The sequence below is a fragment of the Pedococcus sp. P2_D7 genome (assembly GCF_056404295.1).
Map to the genome: position 1 here is coordinate 71,781 of NZ_JBFUEH010000008.1, position 20,261 is coordinate 92,041.

Consider the following 20,261-nt stretch of genomic DNA (forward strand, 5'->3'; position numbering starts at 1 on the left):
GTCACCGGGCTCTGCTTTCATCGGGAGCACGATGCAGCCCGAGCAGACCTCCACCACCCACGCGACCGAGGGCGACACCCTCAGTCCTGACTTCGCGCCGGGTGACCACCCCGGTCAGGACCACGCGCCGGCGGCGGGGCGGGACGGGACCGCGCTCTGCCTGTCCGGTGGTGGCTACCGCGCCGCGCTGTTCCACCTCGGGGCCGTGCGACGGCTCAACGAGGTGGGCGTGCTGTCGCAGCTCACGACGGTGAGCGGTGTCTCCGGAGGGTCGATCGTCGCGAACCTGCTCGCCGACCCCAGGCTCGAGTTCCCCCGGGACGGCGGGGTGGTCGGTGGGTTCGAGGACTTCGTCGCGGACCCGCTGACCCGACTGACCTCGCGCAACATCCGCACGCCCGCCCTGCTGTCCAAGCTCAGGCCGTGGAAGTGGCCGGCCCGCGACGCCGCCATCCGGGCGCTCGCCGACGAGCTCGCCGATGCCGTGACGTGGTGGTCGACGCCGCTGCGCGACAACGCCCACTCGGGTCCAGCGGTCGTCACCTGCGCGACCGAGATCGGCTACGGCGTGGACTGGGTCTTCGAGGGCCCGACGGCCCACCGACCCCACGGGCGAGTCGGCGGCTACCGCGTCGGGTATGCCGCGCCCCCGGCCGACCTGCGGCTCGCCGACGTCGTGGCGGCCTCGTGTGCCTTTCCGCCGTTCTTCGCCCCGATGGTCCTCGACGGGGTCGCGATGCACCTCACCGGCGGGAAGAAGGGGCTGGAGTCCGACGACGAGCGCGCCTCGATCATGCGCCGCGTCCGGCTCACCGACGGCGGCGTCTACGACAACCTCGGCCTCGAGCCGGTCTGGAAGCGCCACGCCACCGTCCTGGTCAGCGACGGGGGTGGGGTGTTCCGAGCCCGCACCGAACGCACGGTCGTCGGCCGCACGCTGCGCATCCTCGGGATCGCCACCAACGGCGGTCAGTCGGTCCGCAGCCGCTGGCTCCACGCCGGCTATGCCCGCGGTGCGCTGCACGGCACGTCGTGGGCGCTCGACACCGTCGTCGAGGGCTGCTACCCCCGCGAGACCACCGAGCTGGTCAACGCGGTCCGCACCGACCTCGACGTGTTCAGCACCGGGGAGCAACACGTGCTGGAGCGCCACGGCTACCTCATCGCCGACGCCCAGGTCAGCGCGCACTGCCCCGAGCTGGTCACCCGGGACGCCCCGGCGGTCCCACCGCACGACGACGTCGCCGACGCCGCGGTCGCCGCCGCGGCCCTCGTCGACTCCGCCAAGCGCCGGCTCCTCGGTCGGTCCTGACGCGTTCGACCGGTCGACGTACGCTAGCCACGTGACGAGCCCGGCCTCCGTGACCACGACTGCTGCCGCGACCACCCAGCTGGATGCCGTCGCGGCGCTGCTCGAGCGCCGCAACGTGCTCGTCCTCACCGGTGCGGGCATCTCGACCGACTCCGGGATCCCCGACTACCGGGGCCCGGACGGCACCCGCCGGGTCACGCCCATGCAGTACGCCGAGTTCCTCGGGTCGTCGCAGGCGCGACAGCGCTACTGGGCCCGCAGCTACGTCGGCTGGCAGCGGTTCAACCTGGCCCAGCCGAACTCCGGCCACGAGGCCGTGGCCCGCCTCCAGCGCGGCGGGCTGGTCGGACCCGTCATCACGCAGAACGTCGACGGCCTCCACCAGCAGGCCGGCGCCACTGACGTCGAGGAGCTGCACGGGTCACTCGCCCGGGTCGTCTGCCTCACCTGCGGCGACCGGTCCTCCCGGTGGGACCTCGACGAGCGGATGCGCGAAGCCAACCCGACCTACACGGTGACGAGCGACGAGATCAGGCCGGACGGTGACATCGTCCTCAACGAGCTCGACGTCGAGGCCTTCCGCACCCCGCTGTGCCTCGTCTGCGCTCACGACACCCTCAAGCCCGATGTCGTCTTCTTCGGGGAGTCGGTGCCGAAACCGTTGGTGGAGAAGTGTTTCCGGCTCACCGAGGAGGCGAGTGCGCTCGTCGTCCTGGGGTCCAGTCTCAAGGTGATGAGCGGCTACCGCTTCGTGCGCCGAGCCGCGGCGCTCGACATCCCCGTCGCCATCATCACCCGCGGTCCCACCCGGGGTGACGAGCAGGCCTCGGTGCAGGTGGATGCCCCACTGGGCCCGACGCTGGCCGCTCTGCTCGACCGCCTGGCTGCCTAGCGCCCGGCTCAGCCCGGGCCCATCGCCTTGGCCACCGCCGGCCAGATCGCCGCCGCCCACTGTTGGTGCCCGAGCACGGAGGGGTGACCGAGGTCGTTGCCCAGCTCCTCCAGCCGATCGCCGGGGTGGCGGGCCAGCGCGCCACCGTCGGTGTGGCACTGGGGAATTCCTGCACACGCCCGGTCGAGCTCCGCCTCGTACGCCTCCATGAGTGACGTCAGCCGTCTCACCTCGGCCGTGTTGACCTTCTTGTTGGCCGAGAACATCGCGCACGGTTCCTGCCCCACGAGGTCCACCGGCGTGGTGGGGAGGGTGGCGATCGCCCTGGCGTACTCGGCCGGGCGACCGGCTCCGGTCGCCAGCACGACCGTCACCTTGGGGGACGCCTTGACGATGGACTGCACGGCAGACCTCACCTGCGCTCGGAACTCCGGGAGGTGTGCGGGATCGGTTCCGTCGCAACGGATGTCGTTGTCCATGATCATGACCAGCGCCAGCGAAGGTGTCGGGACGATGGCCAACGCGGCGGGCACCTGGAACTCCAGCCCATCGGCCTTCTCCCCGTTGCGCGACACGTTGGCCACCAAGCCCTGCGTCTTGGGACGGACCGCAACCAACCTCTCGTAGACGCTGTTGACCTCGGGGTTGGTGCCCGTGGCCCACGAGTTGTCGACGACGTTCTCACCGGGGTTTGCGGGATCGGACTGGAAGCCGGTCATTCCCGAGTGGCCCAGGGCGATCACCCCCTCGGGGTGGTCCGCGTCCACGCCGGACGGCGCGCCGGTCGCCGAGGTGGTTGCTGCCACCCGCGAGCGGTCGACGCTTGACCCTGTCGGAGTAGCCCCACCGCTGCAGGAGCAGAGCGCGAGGACTGCCAGCACTGCAGCTGTTGAGGACGACGATCGCGGGCGCACGGATCCCTCCTCAGCGACGAGCCACTCTGCGGTCCACGGTATGACCGTGTCCCGCGGCAGCCCTCCCGCACCTGGCGTAGACCCGCCCGGCGTGACCCCGGCGTGACCCCGGCGGGTGACCGGCAGTCGGCGGTCAGGCCGGCCGTCGGGCGACCAGCACCACGTCGATCGCGTCCCCCTGCTCGGTCGGCCGCACGTACTCCTCGCAGCGCTCGACCACCAGGTCGCCCGCGGCCTCGCGCAGCTGCTCGGGGGAGTGCAGCAGGGCGGGGTCGGACGGCCCACCGACGCCCTCGGTGAGGTTGCGCAGGCCGTGCCCGACCACCACCAGCGCACCACCGGGAGCCAGCCAGCTGCGGGTGCGGGACACGACGTCCGACGGGAGGTGCAGGTAGGAGACCAGCACGAGGTCGTAGAGCACCTGGGGTGCGGGGTGCCACGACCGGGCGTCCGCGACGACCCAGTCGATGCGGTGGCCGAGACGCGTCGACTCCTTCTCACCCTTGGCCAGCCCGACCGACGAGAAGTCGACGGCCGTCACCCGCCAGCCCAGCGACGCGAGCCACACGGAGTGACGACCTTCACCGGCCCCGAGGTCGAGCGCCCGACCGGGCGGCCACCCGCCCACGATCCGCTCCACCTCGGCGTTGGGGGTCGCGCTCCAGACGTGCTCGTGCGCGGCATACCGCTCGTCCCACAGCGCCTGACGGGTCGTGGGGGTGCCCCGGTCGGGGTCGGGCAGGGCCGGTCCGTCGGTCGAGCCGTGCCTGTCGGAGTGCTGGTGCCCGTCGCTCATCCCCCTAGCATCGCCGATATGAGCAGCTTCGTCCCTGCCGAGGACCCGGCGATCGTCGTCCGCGACGCGACCCCGGCCGACCTGCCGGCCATGGCCGTCGTCTACGACGAGCAGGTGCGCACCTCGCTGGCGACCTTCGACACCGAGCCGCGCGGCGCGGCATACCTCGGGGAGAAGCTCGCCGCCGTCGACGAGGGCAACGTCGTCCTGGTCGCCTGCACGGCCGCCGACGAGCTCCTCGGGTACGCCTTCTCCGGACCGTTCCGCCCCCGGCCCGCCTACGCGGGCACCAAGGAGGTCTCGGTCTACCTCGCCGAGACCGCGCGGGGTCGCGGCCTCGGCCGCACCCTGTATGCCGCGCTGCTGGCGCGGCTCGACGCCGCGCCGGGCGTGCACACCCAGGTGGCCGTGGTGGCCCTCCCGAACGACGCGAGCGTGGCGCTGCACCTGGCGGCCGGTTTCGAACGGGTGGGGGTCCTGCGGGAGGTGGGGCACAAGTTCGGTCGTTATGTCGACACCGAGTGGTACCAACGGATGAGCCCCACGGATTAGGGCTGGCGTGTCGCGCCCTCGCGCGGCACTCTCGGAATTGCACCCCTGTCGCAGGCTGTGGAGGTTCGGAGATGGGCGCCATCGGAGCTGGGCCGTTCGAGAACGACGACGCACTGGACTTCCTCGACGAGCTCGAGGAGTCGGGGCAGGACGTGCGCCGCCGGAAGGTGGAGACCGCCCTCGCCCGGGTGGTCCGTGCGTCCGGCTACATCGAGGCCCCCACCATGTCCGAGGCCGTGGCGGCCGCCGCGGTGGTGGCCGCCTGTGACGACTTCGAGGCGGTGATCGGGGAGCGGAACGTGCCGCGCTGGATCGACGAGGACCCCATCGAGGTGGACGAGCGGCTCGAGGAGCTCGCGACGAAGGCCCTGCACCGCGCCCTGAAGTCCGACGACAACGAGCTCTGGGAGCTGTGGGCCGACGGCGACGGTGGCGAACGGTTCGCCACCAAGGTCACCCACCTGCTCGACGCCCTGGGTGACTGAGCCTTCTCCCTGCCTGCGGGGCCCCGACACGCGTGTGCCGCGGCACGCACGGGGCGTACCGCGGCACACGGTGCAGCCGGCACCTGAGGGTCGAGGTCAGATGCGGCGCAGCACCGCCGTGACCTTGCCGAGGATGGTGGCGTGGTCTCCGTCGATGGGGTCGAAGGCGGCGTTGTGCGGCATCAGCCACACCTTGCCGTCCTTGCGCTTGAAGGTCTTGACCGTCGCCTCGTTGTCGAGCATCGCGGCCACGATGTCGCCGTTGTCGGCGCTGGGCTGCTGCCGGACGACGACCCAGTCGCCGTCGCAGATCGCGGCCTCGATCATCGAGTCACCGACGACCTGCAGGAGGAAGAGCTGGCCCTCGCCCACGATCTGGCGGGGGAGCGGGAAGACGTCCTCGACGGTCTCCTCGGCCAGGATCGGCACACCGGCCGCGATGCGACCGAGCACCGGCACGTAGGACGCCTCAGGGCGGCGGTCGTTGATCCCGGTCTCGTCATAGGTGGCGGTCTCGTCCTCGACGCTGGCGCCGCCGCGGTAGCCCCGCATGTCGGCGGGCGAGTCGGGTGAGACGACCTCGATGGCGCGCGGTCGGTTGGGGTCGCGACGCAGGAAGCCCTTGCGCTCGAGCGTCGACAGCTGGTGGGCCACCGAGCTGGGGGAGGTGAGCCCCACGGCCTCGCCGATCTCGCGCAGGCTCGGCGGGTAGCCACGCCGGTCGACCGAGTTGCGGATCACCTCGAGCACCCGTCGCTGCCGGACGGTCAGACCGTCGCCGCGATCGCGGTCGGGCAGTTCCTTGACGTTGTCGTCGCTCATGCCGCTTCCTCACTTGAGCCGATAAAGGTGCAGGTCAGATGCCGTGTGCCGGGCAACTCAGCGGCTGTGACAGGTGGGCTGTCAGTGGCCTCTGATGTGCTTGGGGCATGAACACAGCGTATGGCCTTCGAACGTCTGTGCCAAACATGTGTTCGACGCGTGTCTTGATCCGTTCGAACATGCGTGCTAGAAATCACCCAGGCAGTTCTTCGCACACCCGTTCGATGAACGCAACCATGAGCCCCCAGCTCACCGCCCCCATGGAGGACCAGATGAGTGCAGCAGTCGCTTGGGACGTCGCCCCCGCGCCGGTGCGGGTCCCCGTTCGCCCGGCTCGCCCCCAGCTGGTCTCGGTGCCCACCGGGGCAGCGGTCCCCCAGGTGCCGGCCACGCCGCTGCGCATCACCCGCGCGGGCCGGCTGGCGCTGACCCTCATCGTCGTCGTGGCGGCGGTCGCCCTGGCGGTCGCGCTCTTCTCCGGCGGAGCCTCCGCCACCGTCATCGACCACTCGACCACCGTGGGCACCGGCCAGACCCTCTCCGAGATCGCCACGCAGCAGCTCCCTCAGCTGCCGATGGCCGAGGCCGTGGCCCAGCTCCAGATCGCGAACGACCTGACCGGCAGCGACATCCACGCCGGTCAGACGCTGCTCATCCCGCGGGTCGGCTGAGCGCGTGTCGGTCGAGCGCGTCGGTCGAGGTCCCACGGCCCGGGCCCACTGACCAGTCGGTAGGTCCGACCAGGTCAGCTGGCCTTGGCCAAGTGGGTCCAGCGGATGGCTGACGTGTCGCCTGCCTTCGCGATGGCGACCTGGTCGACGCCCACGGCCGAGGTGGTCGTGGTGGTGCGGATCGGCACCCCCGCGGTGACCGTGTAGGACGCGGTCCCCGGGAGCGCCGTGATGACGGTGCCGTCCTTGGGGTGGAACCGCAGGTGGTTGAACTTCAGGCCCGACCCGGCCTGGTCCACCGCGAGCTGGTCGACGTAGAGGGGGGTCTTGTACCCACCGACGTTTGCCCAGGAGCTGATCGCGATCGGTGCGCCACCGCTGATCCGGTAGGCCTCCAGCCGCTGTGCGGTCTTGATGAACGTCCCGTCGGCGGGCACGGCGTTGAGGTGGTTCCAGACCCCGCCCGAGCCGGCCCGGTCGATCGCGTTCTGGTCGACCACGACCGTCGGCTTGGTGCCCCCGAAGACGGTCCACGAGGTGACGATGACCGGAGCGCCGCCCACGATGCGGTAGGCCTCCCTGCGCTGGGCGCCCTTGATGAAGGTGCCCTCGGGCGGTCGCATCGGCAGCGTGGCCAGCGAGGCGCTGGAGACCAGGTGGGTCGGCTGGGTCCCGCCGAAGGCGGCCCAGGTGGAGACGTAGACCGGGGACTTGCCCACGAGGCGGAAGGCCTGAGAGGTCTCACGGACCTTGATGAAGCTGCCCGACGGCGGGGGCTGGTAGGCCTTGTCCTTGAAGTGGATGAAGTTGGTGGGCCAGTTGCGGTCACCACGGGGCACCCGCCAGCGAGACGAGTAGCCGCCGCCGTAGGACGAGTCGGAGATGACGATGTAGGCCGCCGTCACCTCCTCCACGTAGCCGACGTGGCCGTAGCTGGGGGCGTAGGCGCTGCCGTAGCCCCACTGCGCCACCGAGCCGACGGCGGCCGTCTTGTCGACCTTGAAACCGCGCTTGGTGGCGTTGACCGCCCAGCTGCCGCCGTTGCCCATCGCGCTCTGCTGGGCGACGCCGTTGCGCGCCAGTCGGTAGGCGACGTAGTTGACGCAGTTGTTGCCCGACGAGCTCACCGGGTAGCCCCAGATCGGCTTCCCGGCATACCCGGAGAAGGCGATGCACGAGACGTTCGACGCCTTGCACTCCCGGACCATCGTCTCGGCGTGCGCCGGCGTTGCCACGGTGGCGGTGAAGGCCACTGCTGCGCTGGCGGTGAGCGCGAGCGCGGCGAGGCGTGCGGCAGCGCGGGGGAGGTGACGTCGCATGACTTCCCGGGGGTTGGGGGGACCGGGCGGGGTGCCGGATGGTGCTCGGCGGAAACGGGGCCCGGTCGGGGGGGCTTCGACAGGGTGCCCTACGTCGGATCCTCTTGTCCCATTTGCCCGGAGAACACCGTCCGTGTAATTCGACGGCTCGTGCTCAGGACGGCCATGGGGCATCGGCCGAACGGCCGAGACGCCGGGGCGGCCCTCTCAGCGGCCGGCCCGGCGCGGTCGGCGTGCCGGGTGCCCCTGCACGCCGCCCCAGAGGTGTGGGGTGCCCTCGTTCTCGACGTAGGAGAGGTCGCGGCCGAGGAAGTGCGCGAGTCGCTGGGCCGCCCTGCGCACCTGGGTGCGTCCCGCCGTCGTGACGCCGGGAGCGAGCCGCACCTCCACCTCGACCACGTCGGGGCGCACGGTCCGCTTCCACAGTCCGACGTTCACCGACTCCAGGACCACCCAGGCCCAGAACGGGTCGTTGTGCTCGGCGTAGGGATGGTCGGGCAGGGACGGGAAGTTCACCTGCGGATAGCTGAGCACCACCTCGTCGTAGGTGGGGAAGAGGTATGCCGCGGGGGCGGCCGGGCTGCGCCGGCGCACCTGGGCGGGGTCGAACCAGTGCGGGATGCCGTCGACCTCGACCTCCTCGAGGTCGTCGCCGATCTCGGCCAGCGCCTGCTTGGTATCGGTGACGGTGAGGGTCGCCCAGCGGGTGAAGTCCTTGATGGTGGTCGGTCCGTGGCCCGCGACGTAGCGCCGGACGAGCTCGACCACGGCTTCCTCCCGGGTGCGCGTGGGGGTCGGCGGCACGACCTCGTCGACGAGCGCATAGGAGTGGTGCACGCCCTTCATGGGCCCCGAGCAGACCAGGCCCCTCAGCTCGGCGACGAGCAGCAGGTGGCCGAGCTGCTGGCCGGGCTTGATGGGGGACCCGCGGTTGGTGAACTCGTCGTTGAGCTCAGGGCGGGTGCGGAAGGTCTTGTCCTGCAACAGCTCTGACAGCAGGTCGAGGCCGTCGGACATGCGGCGCTGGTCGTCGAGCCCGAGCTGTCGGTGCCGAGCGGCCATGCTGGACAACACGCGGGGCGAGGTGAGGTCGAGGATCCAGCGCAGGTCCTCGGGCGCGACGAAGTGCCACGTAGGCCGCAGGATGTGGGTGCGCAGGAAGGCGCCGGAGTCGAACTCGCGCTGCACCGCGGCATACGTGCCATTGCGCGAGCGCAGGCCGAGCGAGAAGAAGGCGTGGTCGCGCTCCTGGCTCTGTACGCAGGTGAGCAGCCGCACCACGTCGACCGCCTTGGGGGCTGGCGCCGACGACAGCCGTTGCGTCGCCAGGCGTTGGGCGAGGACGCGGGAGGAGTCCATGGCGCCATCCTCTCGAAGACCGCCGACAGGTGCGCGACCATGGGGTGATGGAACAGAGCACGACCGTGGAGATCGCCGCACCGCCCGAGCGCGTCTGGGAGGTGATGGTCGACGTGGAGCGCTGGTCGGACTGGACCGACACCGTCACCTGGGTGCGCCGGCTCGACGAGGGTCCGCTGCGCCCGGGGTCGCGGGCGAAGATCAACCAGCCGAAGGTGCCGGAGACCGAGTACGTCGTCACCGAGCTCGAGCCGGGGCGTTCGTTCACGTGGGTGGCCACCGGTCCTGGCGTGCTGACCACCGCTCGGCACAGCATCGAGCCGCTCTCCGGCGGTGGCTCGCGGGTGCGGCTGTCCGTCGAGCAGGCGGGCTGGCTCGGGTCGTTCATGGGGCGGTTCTACCGGGGGCTGACCGACCGCTACCTCGCGACCGAGGCGGCCGGGCTGAAGGCTCGCTGCGAAGGGCGCCGATGAGTTCGGTCGGCTCGGTGGGTCGGTATGGCTGACAGGACGACTGCCAGCACCACCACTTCCGACGACAGCAGGAGGCAGACATGACCAAGGTGTGCGCGAGCATCACGACCTCGGTGGACGGCTACATCACCGGACCCGACGACGGCCCGGGCAAGGGACTCGGGGAAGGCGGCGAGCGGCTGCACTACTGGGTGTTCGGCGGACCGTGGTCCTACGACGCCGAGCCCGAAGGGGCGCCGGGCGCCGACCTGGGCGGGGTCGAGAAGGAGTACATGGACGCCGCCTTCGCGCGGCTCGGAGCCTCCGTCGCCGGCCGGACCATGTACGAGGCGGCCGGGCACTGGGGCGACCAGAACCCGTGGGGCGTCCCGACCTTCATCGTCACCCACCGTCCCGAGGAGCAGCCCGAGGGCGACGCCTTCGTCTTCGTCGACGGGGTGGTGGAGGCCATCGACCGGGCCAAGGCTGCGGCCGGGGACAAGGACGTCAGTCTCAGCGGGGGAGCGGACATCATCCGCCAAGCCCTCGCCGCGGGGCTGGTCGACGAGCTCAGCATCATCGTGGCCCCGGTGATCCTCGGCCGCGGCAAGCTCCTGTTCGAGGGCTTCGACCACGACATCGAGCTCACCCCCAAGGGCGTCCGGCAGTCGCCGCTGGCGACCTTCATCGACTACGAGGTCACCAAGCCCTGACCGTCCTTCCCCGACTTCTGGCCACCGGTGCGGCAGGGAGCGCCCGGAACGGGGCGCACACCCGGCACGGGTGGCCAGAAGTGGGGAGTGGGTCGATCTGCCCATGCCACCCGTCGTGCGGATGGGCGGTTCGACCGACGCGGGCGGCCGGCCCCCCTTCCTACCGTCGAGGGCATGAACACTCACCTCGAAACCATCGTGATCGGCGCGGGGCAGGCTGGGCTCGCCACGGCATACCAGCTGAAGCAGTCGGGACGAGACTGTCTGGTCGTCGACGCCGGCGCCCGCGTGGGCGACGGGTGGCGGAACCAGTGGGACTCGCTGCGGCTCTACAGCCCCGCGAAGCACGACTCGCTGCCCGGCCTGGCCTTCCCCGCGGACCCGTGGCACTTCCCGGGCAAGGACGAGGTGGCCGACTACCTCGAGACCTATGCGCGCGAGTTCGCCCTGCCGGTGCGGCTCAACACCCGGGTGAGCCGGCTGGCTGCGGCGACGACGGGCGGGTACCTCGTCGAGACCGACAGCGGCGACTACCTGGCCGACCACGTCGTCGTCGCCACCGGCACCTTCGGGCGCCGGCCGCAGGTGCCCGACTTCGCGGCCGAGCTCGACCCGGCGATCGTGCAGCTGCACTCGAGCGGGTACCGCCGTCCGTCGCAGCTGCCGGACGGGCCGGTGCTCGTCGTCGGCGCCTCCCACTCCGGTTTCGACGTGGCCTACGAGGTGGCGCCCGACCACTCGACGATCCTGGCCGGGGCCTCGCGCGGGGAGATCCCCGTGCCGCACGGCTCGCGGCGGTTCAGGATGGCGATGCCGGTGCTGTGGTTCGTCTGGGGACACGTCATCAACCGGCGAACTCCGGTGGGCCGCAAGGAGATGCAGGAGATCCGGTTCCACGGCGGTCCGGCCCTTCGGGTCAAGGTGGCGGACCTCGAGGGGCGCGGCGTCGAACGCGTGGAGGAGCGCGTGACCGGTGTCGAGGGTGGTCGACCGGTGCTCGCGGGCGGCCGGGTCGTCGACGTGGCGTCCGTGGTGTGGGCGACCGGCTTCACCCAGGACTTCGGCTGGATCGATGTCGCGGGCGTGGTCGGCGAGGACGGCTGGCCGCGCGAGCTGCGCGGTGTGGTGCAGGACGCGCCGGGCCTGTACTTCTGCGGGCTGTCGATGCAGAGCTCGTTCCGCTCGATGCTGATCGGCGGGGTGGGAGCCGACGCGGCCTACGTCGCCAAGGAGATCGCCCGCCGGGCCACCCGCGGTGCCACCCCGACCGATGCCGCCCGCGCCCCCCGGGCAGGCCGGCTCGCGGCCTGAGCCTGAGCCGGAGCCTGAGCCGGAGCCGGAGACCGAGCCGGAGACCGAGCCGGAGCCGGAGACCGAGCCGGAGCCGGAGGCCGAGCCGGAGCGCGAGCCCGAGCCCGGTCTGACAGCCTCACCAGGGCCTCCGATCGGCGTCGTCCGTCAGGCCGATCCATAGTCGCCCCGTCGCGCGTATCCTCCGAGGTGGAGGTACCGCGATGGGCGTCGTGGACGAGCTGATCCGGGCGCGGGAGACCTACGAACGCGGCGACTGGGTCGCCGCGTTCCAGACCTGGTCCGACGTCGAACCCGACGCGCTCGATGCTGCCGACCAGACCCGGCTGGCCTACACGGCCTACCTGCTCGGGCGTCGCGAGGACTGCGTGGCAGCACTGCAGCGGGCGTTCAGGACCCACGTCGACGCGGGGGACTCCGCGGCAGCGGCCCACTCCGCCGTCTGGCTGGCCATGGTGCACGCGCGGGTGGGCGAGCTGTCGGTCGCCGGCGGGTGGGCGGTGCGCGCCCAGGGCCTGCTCGCCGAGGCGGGTGACGTGGTGGAGCGCGGCTACCTGACCCACCTGCAGATGTACCGCCACATCGACCAGCACGAGTGGCCGCAGGCGCTGACCTGCGCGCAGGAGACGACCGCCGTCGGGCGCCGGTTCGGGGATGCCGACCTCGTCGCGCTGGGCCTCTCGGCGCAGGGCCGGCTGACGCTCATGTCGGGCTCGGTGCAGCAGGGACTGGTGCTGTTCGACGAGGCGATGACTGCGGTGGCCTCGGGTGAGGTGGCGCCGGTGTGGGCGGGTGACATCTACTGCCTGATGATCGAGGGCTGCCAGGAGGTGTCGGACTTCGGGCGGGCGGCGGAGTGGACCGATGCGCTCACCGTGTGGTGCGACCGCCAGCCCGGGCTGGTGCCCTGGGCCGGCCAGTGCGCCGTGCACCGCGGCCAGATCATGGCCCTGCGTGGGGCGTGGGCCGAGGCCCTGGAGGAGCTCGGCCTGGCCCTGCAGCGCTACGTGCGCGCCGAGGCGACCGAGGCCAGCGGGTTGGCGCTCGCCGAGCGCGGTGGCGTGCTGCGGCTGCAGGGGGAGTATGCCGCCGCTGACGCCGCCTACACCGAGGCCGCCACCTACGGCTTCGAGCCGCAGCCCGGACTGGCGCTGCTGTGGCTCGCCCAGGGGCGCCAGGAGGTGGCGCACGCCGCGGTGGTGCGGTTGCTCGCGGAGACGGAGGGGCCGGTGGGGAGGGCGCGGGTGCTGCCGGCGGCGGTGCAGGTGCTGCTCACGGTGGGCGAGGTCGAGCGTGCCCTCGAGTGCGCCACCGAGCTGGCCGCGATCGCCGAGGGCTTCGGCTGCGCTGCTGTCACGGCGGAGTCGCGGGACGCAGTCGGCCTGCTGCGCCTCGCTGTAGGCGACCCCGCGGGCGCGCTGCCCCACCTGCGGGCCGCCCGCAGCGCGTGGTCGCAGCTGGGCTGTCCCTACCGGGCCGCGCGGTCACAGGGTCAGCTGGGCCGGTGCCTCGCCGAGCTCGGCGACGCCGAGTCAGCGAGCCGTGAGCTGAGAGCCGCGCTGTCGACGCTGACCGGCCTGGGTGCCGTGCCCGACGCGGAGGCAGTGCGTCGGCTGTTGGCCCCGACCCAGCTGCCCGGTGGGCTCACCGAGCGCGAGGTGCAGGTGCTGCGGCTGCTGGCCTCGGGTCGCAGCAACGCCGAGATCGCCGCCGAGCTGGTCCTCAGCCACAAGACCGTGGCCCGACACCTGAGCAACATCTACACCAAGCTCGACGTGACCACCCGCACCGCCGCCGCGGCCTACGCGTTCGAGCACGAGCTGGCCTGAGGAGACGAGGGGCACGGGCCGCTGGCTAGCACGGCCCGCTGGGTAGAACGACCCACGGCCTCGTCCAACGGGATGGGCCGTCGAACCGATGAGGGCCGACGCCCCGCGCTCCTACCGTCAGAGCCATGCACACCACGCTGCCACTGCTCGCGGGGATGGTCTCGACGACCATCTTCGCCGGCAGCGTGCTGCCCATGCTGGTCAAGGCCGCCCGCAGCCGCGACCTGTCGTCGTACAGCCTCGGCAACCTCGCGCTCGCGAACGTCGGCAACGCCGTCCACTCGGTCTACGTCTTCAGCCTCCCGCCCGGCCCGCTCTGGGTGCTGCACTCCTTCTACCTGCTGAGCACCGGCCTGATGCTCGGCTGGTACGTGCGGTGGGGTCGCCGACCGGCACCCGCGCCTGGCCCTCAGGACCCGAGCATGCGGCGCATCACCAGTCGCGGCAGCTTGCTCGCCACGGCGTCGGTGGTCCCCACGACCGAGAACCCGTTCCGCTCGAACATCGATCGTGTCCCCACGAACGCCATGGTGAGGTCCATCCGCTTGTCACCGGGATCGACCGGGTGGGCCTCGACGGCGGGCGCACCGTTGGCCGCGGCATACTCCACCGCACCCTCGATGAGGTGGGCGGTGACGCCGCGCCTGCGGAAGCCGGAGCGCACCACGACGCAGACGATGCTCCAGACCGGCGCGTCGTCGGCCGGCAGCATCAGCTTCGACTGCGCGAGCCGCGGGATCTCCGAGCGTGGGCCGATGTTGCACCAGCCGACCGGCTCGCCGTCGAGGTAGGTGACGACGCCTGGCGGGTGCTCGCGCTCGCAGAGGGCTCGCATCGCCTTCTCGCGGGCGTCCGTGCCGGTGCCGCCCAGCTCGGTGATCTCCTTGGCCTGGATGCGGTGGGACAGGCACCAGCAGTGGGTGGGGCGACGGTTCGGGTTGATGACGTCGGCGAAGTCCTCGAACCGGTCGGGCGTCACCGGGTGCGTCTCCCACGTCTCGGGCATGAGCCCAGCCAACCACCGTGCGGTGACACCGCGCCGACCGAGCGCCAACGCACTCTCCGCCGCCCCGGGTGAGTCGGTTGGCGCTCACCCGGGTACTCGGTCAGCGGGCCAGGTAGCCGCCGTCGATCGGGTAGTAGGTGCCGGTCGCGAACGACGCGCCGTCGCTGGCCAGCCAGGCCACCAGCTCGGCGACCTCCTCCGGCTCGCCGAGCCGCTGCAGTGCGTGCTGCGTGGCGAGGAAGTCGAGGGTCGGCTGGTCGAGGTGCTCGTCGAGCAGCGGGGTGCGGATGAACCCGGGCCCGACGGCGTTGATGCGGATGCCGTCAGCGGCGTGCTCCCACGCCGCGGCCTGGGTCATCCCCACGACGCCGTGCTTGGCCGCCGTGTAGGCGCTCGCCGTGGCGAAGCCGACCGCCCCGAGGATCGAGGCCATGTTGACGACCGACCCGCCCCGACCGCCGGCCTTCATGGCCCGGATCGCCGCCCGCTGGGTGAAGAACACGCCGTTGAGGTTGATGCCGATGACCTTGTGCCAGCCCTGGTCGGTGTAGTCGCCGCTCGTGTTCGCCTCGCCACCGATGCCGGCGTTGCAGACCGCGATGTCGACGTGCCCGAGGGCGGTGACGACGTCGTCCATGGCCGCGTCGACCGCCGCGGAGTCGCTGACGTCGACGACGGCGCTGTGCACGCGGCACTCGAAGGCGTCGAGCTCCTTGACGACGACGTCGAGTGCGCCCTGGTCGAGGTCCCAGATCGAGATGTCTGCTCCTGAGCGGGCGAGGGTGTGGGCGCCCGACCGGCCGATGCCGGAGGCGCCGCCGGTGATGACGGCGACCTTCCCACCGAGTCCGTAGGTGTTCATGGCGATCCTTTCGTGAGGTTTCGGGAGGGGTCCCTCCACTGTCTGCCCTCGTCCGCGGCGCGAGTAGGGTCCAAGGGCCCGGTGTCGCATCGGCGCAGGTCAGCGGGGTCCAGAAGAGGAGACAAGGGTGCTCGAAGCAGGGTTCTGGGGTTTCGTCGGTGGCGCTGCGCTGCTCATCGGGGCGGCGGCAGGCATCTGGCTGCCGACGTCGAAGCGGGTGATCGGATGGGTGATGGCGATCGGGTCCGGGGTGCTGGTCAGCGCCCTGACCTTCGAGCTCGCCGGCGAGGCCTACGACAAGGCCGGGGGAGTCTCGACCGTCCTCGGGCTGCTCGCCGGGTCCGTCGTGTTCTTCCTCGGCGACTGGTTCATCGACCGCCGCGGCGGCCATCGTCGTAAGAGCCCCAACGGACCGGCAGCCGGTGCGGCTGGGTCTGCACTCGCGCTCGGCGCCCTGCTCGACGGCATACCGGAGTCGGCGGCGATCGGGGTCAGCACGATCGGCGGGGGAGGGGTGGGAGTCGCGGTCGTGGCCGCGGTGTTCCTGTCCAACATCCCCGAGGGCCTGTCGTCGTCGGCCGGGATGAAGTCGGCCGGGCACAGCGCTCGCTTCATCATGGGCATGTGGCTGGCGGTCGCGGCAGCCGCGACCGTTGCTGCCGCGCTCGGCCGGGTGCTGCTCGACGGGGCCGACCCGACCGTGGTCGCGACGATCCAGGCGTTCGCGGCCGGGGCGATCCTCACAATGCTCGCCGACACGATGGTCCCCGAGGCGGTCGAGCACGCCGGACGCCTCGTCGGGCTGCTCACCGTGGTCGGCTTCAGCGCCGCCTTCCTGCTCTCGATGGCCTGAGCGCACGCGGGCGGCCGCCGCACACCACATGTGGGGGAGCCAACGGTGGACAAACCCTACATCTGGGCGCCTCTGACGTCACACCAGTCACAGGAGCATCAGTTTGCAGGTCACTGCGGCGTGTCGCGCCACGCCCTCACAGGCCTCTGACCTGCGCCGATGCAGACTGCGGCAACAGTTTCGGTGAACCGCTTGCGTCCTAGGTCACAGCGAGGCAGACTATCCCTACATCTAGTGGTTACACCGCTGTAGTTCGTCCACATGTAGTGCACAGGGCGAGACGGGTTACCCACACGTTGTCCCCAGATCGTCCACACCGCAGTCCACAGTCTCATCCCCAGCCGGATGAGCCAGCACCACCCAAGCACGAGGGAGGAGAGCCGTCATGCACTGTCCGTTCTGCCGGCACACCGACTCCCGCGTGATGGACTCGCGCACCACCGACGACGGCAGCTCGATCCGCCGGCGTCGCCAGTGCCCCGAGTGCGGGCGCCGCTTCACCACCATCGAGACGGCGAGCCTGACGGTCACGAAGCGCTCCGGCGCGAGCGAGCCGTTCAGCCGCAGCAAGGTCCTCGTCGGGGTCCGCAAGGCCTGCCAGGGCCGCCCGGTCACCGAGGACGACCTCGCCCTCCTGGCCCAGCGGGTCGAGGAGTGCATCCGCCAGCAGGGACAGGCCGAGGTCGACGCCCACGAGGTCGGGCTCGCCATCCTCGGGCCCCTCCGCGAGCTCGACGAGGTGGCCTACCTGCGCTTCGCGAGCGTATACCAGGCGTTCGACAGCCTCGAGGACTTCGAGGGTGCGATCACCTTGCTCCGCGCCGAGCGCGAAGCCACCGGCACCGAGCCCGAGCCTCGGCCTGATCGACATGCCGGTATGCCGCCGGGCTGAGCCCCGCGGCATACGCACCGCCCGCTCCGCCGGGCCACCCGAACGACCGCGGCACTGTCAGTGCCGCACGAGACAATCACCAAGTAGAAACACCAGGGGCTAGGGAGGCCACCAGAAATGACTGAAACCGCAGGGGCACGTGCAGGTGCCCGCAAGACATCCGGCAAGGGTGTCAAGGTTGAGCGGATCTACACCACCCCTGGTGTGCACCCGTACGACGAGGTGACGTGGGAGAAGCGAGACGTCGTCCAGCAGAACTGGAAGACCGGCGAGACGATCTTCGAGCAGCGCGGGGTCGAGTTCCCCGACTTCTGGAGCGTCAACGCCTCCACCATCGTGACCACCAAGTACTTCCGCGGCGCGCTCGGCACCGACAAGCGTGAGACCGGGCTCAAGCAGCTCATCGACCGCGTCGTGCTGACCTATGTCAAGGCGGGCAAGGACCACGGCTACTTCGCCAACGCGGAGGACGCCGAGGTCTTCGAGCACGAGCTGACCTACGCCCTGCTGCACCAGGTGTTCAGCTTCAACTCGCCCGTGTGGTTCAACGTCGGCACGCAGAGCCCCCAGCAGGTCAGCGCCTGCTTCATCCTGGCCGTCGACGACTCGATGGACTCGATCCTCAACTGGTACAAGGAAGAGGGCTTCATCTTCAAGGGCGGCTCCGGCGCCGGCCTCAACCTCTCCCGCATCCGCTCCTCCAAGGAGCTGCTGTCCTCCGGTGGCACGGCCTCCGGCCCGGTGTCGTTCATGCGTGGCGCCGACGCGTCCGCAGGGACGATCAAGTCCGGTGGCGCGACCCGTCGGGCGGCCAAGATGGTCGTCCTCGACGTCGACCACCCCGACATCGTGGAGTTCGTCGAGACCAAGGCGCGCGAGGAGGACAAGATCCGCGCGCTGCGTGACGCCGGCTTCGACATGGACCTCGGCGGCAAGGACATCGTCAGCGTCCAGTACCAGAACGCCAACAACTCGGTCCGCGTCAGCGACGAGTTCATGAAGGCGGTCGAGGACGGCACCGAGTTCGGGCTCCGTGCTCGCGACACCGGCGAGGTCATCGAGACCATCGACGCCCGCGAGCTGTTCACCAAGATGGCGCAGGCCGCCTGGGAGTGCGCCGACCCGGGCATCCAGTACGACGACGTCATCAACGACTGGCACACCAACCCGGAGACGGGCCGGATCACCGCGTCCAACCCGTGCTCCGAGTACATGTCGCTCGACAACTCCTCGTGCAACCTGGCGTCGCTCAACTTGCTGAAGTTCCTCAAGGACGACGACACGTTCGACGCCAAGACCTTCCAGAAGGTCGCCGAGCTGGTCATCACCGCGATGGACATCTCGATCTGCTTCGCCGACTTCCCGACCGAGGCGATCGGCGAGACCACGCGTGACTACCGCCAGCTGGGCATCGGCTACGCCAACCTCGGCGCGCTGCTCATGGCGACCGGTCACGGCTACGACTCCGAGGGTGGTCGCTCGCTCGCTGCCGCCATCACCTCGCTGCTCACCGGTGCCGCCTACAAGCGCTCCGCCGAGATCGCCGGCGTCGTCGGCCCGTATGCCGGGTACGCCCGCAACGCGGACGCCCACAAGCGGGTGATGCGCAAGCACCAGAGTGCCAACGACGCGATCCGTCCGCTCGACACGATGGACACCGCGATCCACCGTGCGGCCACCAAGGCCTGGGACGACGTGGTCAAGGTCGGCGAGAAGAACGGCTACCGCAACGCGCAGGCTTCCGTCCTCGCGCCGACCGGCACCATCGGCTTCATGATGGACTGCGACACCACCGGCATCGAGCCCGACTTCTCGCTGGTGAAGTTCAAGAAGCTCGTCGGTGGCGGGTCGATGCAGATCGTCAACCTCACCATCCCGCGTGCGCTCAAGAAGCTGGGCTACACGGGCGAGACCATCGAGGCGATCGTCGAGTTCATCGCCGACAAGGGTCACGTCATCGACGCCCCCGGCCTCAAGACCGAGCACTACGAGATCTTCGACACCGCGATGGGCGCCCGGTCGATCGAGGCCATGGGCCACGTGCGGATGATGGCGGCGGTCCAGCCGTTCCTGTCCGGTGCGATCTCCAAGACGGTCAACCTGCCTGAGAACGCCACGGTCGAGGAGATCGAGGACGTCCACATGCAGGGCTGGAAGCTGGGCCTCAAGGCGATCGCGGTCTACCGCGACAACTGCAAGGTCGGCCAGCCGCTGTCCGATGGTGGCTCGACCGCCAAGGACGCTGCGGCGGACAAGCTCACCGCGGCCGCCGAGGCCAAGGTCGAGAAGGTCATCGAGTACCGCCCGGTGCGCAAGCGCCTGCCGAAGCGCCGGACCTCGCAGACCACGTCGTTCGCGGTCGGTGGCGCCGAGGGTTACCTCACGGCCGGCACCTACGAGTCGGGCGACCTGGGTGAGATCTTCCTCAAGTTCGGCAAGCAGGGCTCGACCCTGGCCGGCGTGATGGACGCCTTCTCGATCGCGGTCTCGATCGGCCTGCAGTACGGCGTGCCGCTGGAGACCTTCGTCGAGAAGTTCACCAACCTGCGGTTCGAGCCTGCTGGTCTGACGGATGACCCCGACGTGCGGATGGCGCAGTCGATCATGGACTACGTGTTCCGTCGCCTGGCGCTGGACCACATGGACTTCGACACCCGGTCGTTCATGGGCATCCACACCGCTGCCGAGCGTGCTCGCCAGCTGGAGACCGGTTCGTACCAGGACACCGAGGCCGACGAGTCGGACGAGGAGCTCGAGGACGAGCTGGAGAACTTCAGCCAGTCCGCTCCGGTCACCAAGCCGGCTGCTGCCGCGACCTCTACGGCCACGGTCGAGGGCAAGGCACTCGACGCCGACCAGGTGAAGTCCGGTGCCGGTGCAGCCTCTGCCCGTGAGGTCTCGGTCGAGGTCCACTCGAGCGCCGAGCTCCTGGAGAAGTTCCAGGGCATCTCCGCCGACGCCCCGATGTGCCTGACCTGCGGCACGAAGATGCGCCCCGCCGGCTCCTGCTACGTCTGCGAAGGCTGCGGAAGCACCAGCGGCTGCAGCTGACCCTGACCTAGCCACAGCAAGAGGGTGGGCCCGGAGCGAAACGCTCCGGGCCCACCCTCTTGCTGTGGCCGCTGGTGGATTGCGTGCCCGCGGAGTCCTGCGTAACACGAAACAGATCGCGGCCGCGTTCGGACCCCTTGCCCCCATGAGGATGACCCCGCGAGGAGGGG

At 70.6% G+C, this 20,261-nt stretch carries 19 protein-coding genes; 12 read left to right on the plus strand and 7 right to left on the minus strand.

Annotated elements, in window-relative coordinates:
- Positions 1 to 31 precede the first annotated feature (31 nt).
- Both AC1DWJ_RS18045 and AC1DWJ_RS18050 read left to right on the plus strand, forming a co-directional pair.
- On the plus strand, positions 32 to 1,312 hold the full coding sequence (locus AC1DWJ_RS18045) for a patatin-like phospholipase family protein (protein WP_477621560.1): 1,281 nt from the start codon (positions 32 to 34) through the stop codon (positions 1,310 to 1,312).
- A gap of 31 nt (positions 1,313 to 1,343) precedes the next feature.
- Complete coding sequence (locus AC1DWJ_RS18050; RefSeq protein ID WP_457253161.1) at positions 1,344 to 2,204, plus strand: NAD-dependent protein deacetylase; 861 nt, start codon at positions 1,344 to 1,346, stop codon at positions 2,202 to 2,204.
- An 8-nt stretch (positions 2,205 to 2,212) separates the two neighbouring features.
- Here the strand turns inward: AC1DWJ_RS18050 and AC1DWJ_RS18055 are convergent, their stop codons facing one another.
- Positions 2,213 to 3,010, minus strand: coding sequence for an SGNH/GDSL hydrolase family protein (locus AC1DWJ_RS18055; RefSeq protein ID WP_477621561.1), 798 nt, complete (start codon positions 3,008 to 3,010; stop codon positions 2,213 to 2,215).
- A gap of 241 nt (positions 3,011 to 3,251) precedes the next feature.
- Entirely contained in the window at positions 3,252 to 3,914 is a 663-nt protein-coding gene (locus tag AC1DWJ_RS18060; RefSeq protein WP_457253158.1) for a class I SAM-dependent methyltransferase, read from the minus strand.
- A gap of 18 nt (positions 3,915 to 3,932) precedes the next feature.
- Between AC1DWJ_RS18060 and AC1DWJ_RS18065 the strand changes: the two genes are divergently transcribed.
- Together AC1DWJ_RS18065 and AC1DWJ_RS18070 are read left to right on the plus strand one after the other, a co-directional pair.
- Positions 3,933 to 4,466: an N-acetyltransferase family protein gene (locus AC1DWJ_RS18065; RefSeq protein ID WP_477621562.1), complete on the plus strand. Its 534-nt coding sequence runs from the start codon at positions 3,933 to 3,935 to the stop codon at positions 4,464 to 4,466.
- Between the two features lie 71 nt (positions 4,467 to 4,537).
- The gene (locus AC1DWJ_RS18070) at positions 4,538 to 4,951 is read left to right on the plus strand and encodes a DUF4259 domain-containing protein (protein WP_477621563.1); all 414 of its coding nucleotides are present in this window, start codon (positions 4,538 to 4,540) and stop codon (positions 4,949 to 4,951) included.
- Between the two features lie 96 nt (positions 4,952 to 5,047).
- Here the strand turns inward: AC1DWJ_RS18070 and lexA are convergent, their stop codons facing one another.
- Entirely contained in the window at positions 5,048 to 5,773 is a 726-nt protein-coding gene (gene lexA / locus AC1DWJ_RS18075) for a transcriptional repressor LexA (protein WP_457253154.1), read from the minus strand.
- A gap of 224 nt (positions 5,774 to 5,997) precedes the next feature.
- Between lexA and AC1DWJ_RS18080 the strand changes: the two genes are divergently transcribed.
- Positions 5,998 to 6,444: a LysM peptidoglycan-binding domain-containing protein gene (locus AC1DWJ_RS18080; RefSeq protein ID WP_477621564.1), complete on the plus strand. Its 447-nt coding sequence runs from the start codon at positions 5,998 to 6,000 to the stop codon at positions 6,442 to 6,444.
- 74 nt (positions 6,445 to 6,518) lie between these two features.
- On the opposite strand, the gene AC1DWJ_RS18085 is transcribed toward AC1DWJ_RS18080, so the two are convergent.
- Positions 6,519 to 7,763, minus strand: coding sequence for a CHAP domain-containing protein (locus AC1DWJ_RS18085; RefSeq protein ID WP_477621565.1), 1,245 nt, complete (start codon positions 7,761 to 7,763; stop codon positions 6,519 to 6,521).
- A 207-nt stretch (positions 7,764 to 7,970) separates the two neighbouring features.
- The gene (locus AC1DWJ_RS18090) at positions 7,971 to 9,122 is read right to left on the minus strand and encodes a winged helix DNA-binding domain-containing protein (protein WP_477621566.1); all 1,152 of its coding nucleotides are present in this window, start codon (positions 9,120 to 9,122) and stop codon (positions 7,971 to 7,973) included.
- A 47-nt stretch (positions 9,123 to 9,169) separates the two neighbouring features.
- Here AC1DWJ_RS18090 and AC1DWJ_RS18095 point away from each other — a divergent pair, with 47 nt between their 5' ends.
- The 4 genes from AC1DWJ_RS18095 to AC1DWJ_RS18110 all read left to right on the plus strand — a co-directional run bounded on the left by AC1DWJ_RS18095 (position 9,170) and on the right by AC1DWJ_RS18110 (position 13,427).
- Entirely contained in the window at positions 9,170 to 9,595 is a 426-nt protein-coding gene (locus AC1DWJ_RS18095; RefSeq protein ID WP_457253149.1) for an SRPBCC family protein, read from the plus strand.
- Positions 9,596 to 9,675: 80 nt separating this feature from the next.
- Entirely contained in the window at positions 9,676 to 10,287 is a 612-nt protein-coding gene (locus tag AC1DWJ_RS18100) for a dihydrofolate reductase family protein (RefSeq protein ID WP_457253148.1), read from the plus strand.
- 174 nt (positions 10,288 to 10,461) lie between these two features.
- Entirely contained in the window at positions 10,462 to 11,598 is a 1,137-nt protein-coding gene (locus AC1DWJ_RS18105; protein ID WP_477621567.1) for a flavin-containing monooxygenase, read from the plus strand.
- A gap of 203 nt (positions 11,599 to 11,801) precedes the next feature.
- The gene (locus tag AC1DWJ_RS18110) at positions 11,802 to 13,427 is read left to right on the plus strand and encodes a LuxR C-terminal-related transcriptional regulator (protein ID WP_477621568.1); all 1,626 of its coding nucleotides are present in this window, start codon (positions 11,802 to 11,804) and stop codon (positions 13,425 to 13,427) included.
- Positions 13,428 to 13,836: 409 nt separating this feature from the next.
- On the opposite strand, the gene AC1DWJ_RS18115 is transcribed toward AC1DWJ_RS18110, so the two are convergent.
- Both AC1DWJ_RS18115 and AC1DWJ_RS18120 read right to left on the minus strand, forming a co-directional pair.
- Complete coding sequence (locus tag AC1DWJ_RS18115; protein ID WP_477621569.1) at positions 13,837 to 14,433, minus strand: N-acetyltransferase family protein; 597 nt, start codon at positions 14,431 to 14,433, stop codon at positions 13,837 to 13,839.
- A 100-nt stretch (positions 14,434 to 14,533) separates the two neighbouring features.
- On the minus strand, positions 14,534 to 15,295 hold the full coding sequence (locus AC1DWJ_RS18120; protein WP_477621570.1) for an SDR family NAD(P)-dependent oxidoreductase: 762 nt from the start codon (positions 15,293 to 15,295) through the stop codon (positions 14,534 to 14,536).
- A 127-nt stretch (positions 15,296 to 15,422) separates the two neighbouring features.
- Between AC1DWJ_RS18120 and AC1DWJ_RS18125 the strand changes: the two genes are divergently transcribed.
- The 3 genes from AC1DWJ_RS18125 (at position 15,423) to AC1DWJ_RS18135 (ending at position 20,091) form a co-directional block, all read left to right on the plus strand.
- A complete protein-coding gene (locus AC1DWJ_RS18125) occupies positions 15,423 to 16,148 on the plus strand; it encodes a ZIP family metal transporter (protein ID WP_477621571.1) in 726 nt (241 codons plus the stop codon).
- Positions 16,149 to 16,533: 385 nt separating this feature from the next.
- A complete protein-coding gene (gene nrdR / locus AC1DWJ_RS18130) occupies positions 16,534 to 17,040 on the plus strand; it encodes a transcriptional regulator NrdR (protein WP_457253142.1) in 507 nt (168 codons plus the stop codon).
- Positions 17,041 to 17,157: 117 nt separating this feature from the next.
- Entirely contained in the window at positions 17,158 to 20,091 is a 2,934-nt protein-coding gene (locus AC1DWJ_RS18135; protein ID WP_477621572.1) for a vitamin B12-dependent ribonucleotide reductase, read from the plus strand.
- Positions 20,092 to 20,261: the final 170 nt, after the last annotated feature.

Bases quoted from the DNA above. Each gene is read 5' to 3' on its own strand.
- AC1DWJ_RS18045 (WP_477621560.1), top strand. From the start codon at position 32: ATGCAGCCCGAGCAGACCTCCACCACCCACGCGACCGAGGGCGACACC.
- AC1DWJ_RS18060 (WP_457253158.1), bottom strand. From the start codon at position 3,914: ATGAGCGACGGGCACCAGCACTCCGACAGGCACGGCTCGACCGACGGA.
- AC1DWJ_RS18065 (WP_477621562.1), top strand. From the start codon at position 3,933: ATGAGCAGCTTCGTCCCTGCCGAGGACCCGGCGATCGTCGTCCGCGAC.
- AC1DWJ_RS18070 (WP_477621563.1), top strand. From the start codon at position 4,538: ATGGGCGCCATCGGAGCTGGGCCGTTCGAGAACGACGACGCACTGGAC.
- lexA (WP_457253154.1), bottom strand. From the start codon at position 5,773: ATGAGCGACGACAACGTCAAGGAACTGCCCGACCGCGATCGCGGCGAC.
- AC1DWJ_RS18080 (WP_477621564.1), top strand. From the start codon at position 5,998: ATGAACGCAACCATGAGCCCCCAGCTCACCGCCCCCATGGAGGACCAG.
- AC1DWJ_RS18085 (WP_477621565.1), bottom strand. From the start codon at position 7,763: ATGCGACGTCACCTCCCCCGCGCTGCCGCACGCCTCGCCGCGCTCGCG.
- AC1DWJ_RS18090 (WP_477621566.1), bottom strand. From the start codon at position 9,122: ATGGACTCCTCCCGCGTCCTCGCCCAACGCCTGGCGACGCAACGGCTG.
- AC1DWJ_RS18095 (WP_457253149.1), top strand. From the start codon at position 9,170: ATGGAACAGAGCACGACCGTGGAGATCGCCGCACCGCCCGAGCGCGTC.
- AC1DWJ_RS18100 (WP_457253148.1), top strand. From the start codon at position 9,676: ATGACCAAGGTGTGCGCGAGCATCACGACCTCGGTGGACGGCTACATC.
- AC1DWJ_RS18105 (WP_477621567.1), top strand. From the start codon at position 10,462: ATGAACACTCACCTCGAAACCATCGTGATCGGCGCGGGGCAGGCTGGG.
- AC1DWJ_RS18110 (WP_477621568.1), top strand. From the start codon at position 11,802: ATGGGCGTCGTGGACGAGCTGATCCGGGCGCGGGAGACCTACGAACGC.
- AC1DWJ_RS18115 (WP_477621569.1), bottom strand. From the start codon at position 14,433: ATGCCCGAGACGTGGGAGACGCACCCGGTGACGCCCGACCGGTTCGAG.
- AC1DWJ_RS18120 (WP_477621570.1), bottom strand. From the start codon at position 15,295: ATGAACACCTACGGACTCGGTGGGAAGGTCGCCGTCATCACCGGCGGC.
- nrdR (WP_457253142.1), top strand. From the start codon at position 16,534: ATGCACTGTCCGTTCTGCCGGCACACCGACTCCCGCGTGATGGACTCG.
- AC1DWJ_RS18135 (WP_477621572.1), top strand. From the start codon at position 17,158: ATGACTGAAACCGCAGGGGCACGTGCAGGTGCCCGCAAGACATCCGGC.